We start from the raw sequence: 2,093 nt of genomic DNA, 5'->3' as shown, positions 1-2,093 counted from the left end.
CAGTAGCAGGGATCCCACTCGGACCTCGCGCTGAGTGTCCAAGCCCATGATTGAGCCGGCCTTCCCCAATTGGGGAAGGCCCGCTTGTTTTCGCAGGCGCTGCGCCTGCGGCCCTACGCCGGCTACCACTTGACGGGTGACGAACCGCCGCCCTGACCGGACCCGTGGCGGGTCCTCTTTTGCCCTACGCGCCGCTGCGGGCGCGGGAAAGGGCGCCTGGTCGGGCTGCTGCCGTTGGGCAGCCCCCACTCGCCGGTGGGCGGCGTCAGCCCGCGGTGACGGGGGAGGGGCGGTCGGACAGAACCAGCGCGATGGCGTCCTCGGTGAGGCCGTCGAGGGTGATGTCGTAGGTGCGGGCCATCTGCTGAAGCCGTGCGACGGTCCGGCGTACAACTGCCGGATTTCCCGCCGCCCATTCGATGTGGAGTAGGTCGCGGTAGAGGACTTCGGACGTTTCCTCGATGTCCAGCGCGTGCAGTACGGTTCGGCGGGCGGCGTCAAGGTCGGGTGTGTCGCCGTCGGTGTGCCAGCGGGCGAGCGTGTGGGCGGTGTCGGTGATCCGGGACAGCATTTCCTGGATCACTGGGTCTGCCCACGGCAGAGTCCGGCCGTCGAACGGACGTCCACGCACCAGCGCCATCGCGCTCTCCAAGTCGGCGATTCCCTGCGCCGGGCCGCCTGCCAGGCCGGCGGTGGCCAGCTGCTGGAACTGCTGCCAGTCGGACGTCACAGAGGGATGGAAGACATATCCGGCGCCGTTCTTCGGGCGGGGCAGCAGCGGGGTCTCGTCGTCGGCCAGGCCGATCTCGTTGCGGAGCTCGGACAGCCGGGAGTGCAGGGTGCGGGTGCTCCACGGGTTCACGGGGTCCATGGCCCGGCACAGGTACTCGGGGGTGCGGCCGGGCCGGAGGTGGATCAGGGCGGCGACGGCTGTGGTCCGCAGGGTGTGGGCGCCTGTGGCGCCGGTACCGCCGGTGATCCGCAGCGGCCCCAGCATCTCGATCCGCACCCCACCGCCCTGGCCGGCCGGTTCGGCATTCGGCCCAGAAGCCTGCTGGGAGAGCGCCGGAGAAGACCCGGCGCTTCCCTCGGTGTCCTCCTGCTCGTCCTTGCCGGGGCTGGTGTCGGCGGTGTGCGGCAGGTCGGGATCAGCCGGCGGTGCGGTGGCGGCCCCGGCAAACAGGGCGGGGAAGGGATTGCCGGGGTCCTGTGCTGCCTCGGCGCCCGTGACGCGGACCATGAGGGGGGTGCCCGCGGCCGCAGCAGAGCCGTGGTCCTCGCTGAATTCCCAGTGCCCGGTTGCGGGGACCGGCTCCTCGGTGGAGACCTCCAGGGCGTGAACGTACTCGCGGTACTGCTCGTCGGTGATTCGCTGCAGGGTGACCGGCGTCTCCAGCAGAGTCATGACTGTCTGCTTGCCCTGGGCCGCGTCCAGGATTTCGGCGTGGGGAAACGCGCGGCGGGTGCTGTCGGTGGCGGGCAGGACCACGGCAGTCTGCAGGTGACGGGCGGTGGACAGGGCGTCGGCGAGCTGGATGACGTCGGTGTCCGCGTGGTCGCCGGCGCCGATAAGAAGCCAGGGCAGGACCTGCTCGCCGCTCTGATGGGCTTCGAGGAGGAGTTCCCCGAGGTCGGCGGCGACGGCGGGCAGGTGGGGCATCGTGCGGATGCGGCCCTGCGGCAGCAGGCCGGCGAGTCGGGTACCGAGACCGGTGGTGAGGATCTCGCTGTAGTCGGTCCACCGGCAGGTGCCCAGTTCCAGCGCGAGGGCTCGGGCGACTTCGAGGACCTCGTCGTCGGTGGCGTCCAGGAGCAGGACCCGGCAGGTCGTGAGGTCGGCCAGCAGCAGTCCTTGATCGTCGGCGCCAAGGGTGACCAGCCCCGGATAGGGCGCCTGCACGTCGTGCACTTCCCCGGGGCTCGCGATGGTGCCCTGCGGGTCCAGGACCCAGGTTCGGGTGTCCGGGCCGGCCTCGAACGGGGGGAGGGGGTCGGCGGGCTCGTCGAGCAGCAGGGTGACGGCATCGTCCTGGCTGAGGCGGGCCCCGCGCAGGGCGGGAAGAGCCCGGCCGGCCGCAGCGCTGTGCTGGGCG

Annotated in this window: 1 pseudogene; it reads right to left on the bottom strand. The window is 71.4% G+C overall.

The annotated features are described in order from the left end of the window. Window positions 1-265: 265 nt before the first annotated feature. Window positions 266-2,093, bottom strand: a pseudogene (locus ACFW48_RS38615) (hypothetical protein); the annotation flags it as partial.

The sequence above is a fragment of the Streptomyces sp. NPDC058812 genome (assembly GCF_042744565.1).
GTDB lineage: Bacteria > Actinomycetota > Actinomycetes > Streptomycetales > Streptomycetaceae > Streptomyces > Streptomyces thinghirensis.
This window is presented reverse-complemented; position numbering and strand designations above follow the sequence as displayed.